The 699-nt window shown below is 73.4% G+C and carries 1 protein-coding gene; it reads right to left on the reverse strand.

What is annotated here, in order from left to right:
• Nucleotides 1-699, reverse strand: a 699-nt coding sequence (locus tag DBR10_RS19410; RefSeq protein WP_272482615.1) for a calcium-binding protein, incomplete at both ends; no start/stop codon positions are given.

Below are 699 nucleotides of genomic sequence, written 5' to 3' on the forward strand. Positions count from 1 at the left end.
AGCGTCGGTGCCCGAGCCGCCGTTCAGGCTGTCGTTGCCCAGACCGCCGGTCAGCACATCGCTGCTCGCCCCGCCGGTCAGGCTGTCGGCCACGCCGGTCCCGGTCAGCCACAGGCCGACGGCCACGCTGGCGGCCGTGACGGTCTGGTCGGAGAAGGCCAGGCGTTCGACGCCCTGCAGGCGGTCAATGCCGTCCGGGCCGCTGACCACAAAGCCACCGGTGCCGTCGTTATAGATCTTCGAGGCCGCCAGGGTGCCACCGAACCGGGCGGTGTCGGTGCCTGCGCCGCCGACCAGGCTGTCATGGCCAAGGCCGCCGGTCAGGACATCGTCGCCCGTGCCGCCGGTCAGGGTCTCGGCCGAGGCCGTACCCGTCAGCCAGAGCGCGGTGGCCGCCGAGGCGGCCGTGACCGTCTGGTCGGAGAAGGCCAGGCGCTCGACGCCCTGCAGGCGGTCGAAGCCGTCTGTGCCGCTGACGATAAAGCCGCCGGTGCCGTCGCTGTAGACGGTCGAGGCCGCGAGCGTGCCGCTGAAGCGGGCCGTGTCGGTGCCCGAGCCGCCGACCAGGCTGTCGTCGCCGAGGCCGCCGGTCAGGACGTCATCGCCGGTGCCGCCGGTCAGGGTCTCGGCCGAGGCCGTACCCGTCAGCCAGAGCGCGGTTGCCGCCGAGGCGGCCGTGACGGTCTGGTCGGAGAAGGC

Origin of the sequence: Caulobacter sp. HMWF025, from assembly GCF_003060965.1 — a bacterium.
Taxonomy (GTDB): domain Bacteria; phylum Pseudomonadota; class Alphaproteobacteria; order Caulobacterales; family Caulobacteraceae; genus Caulobacter.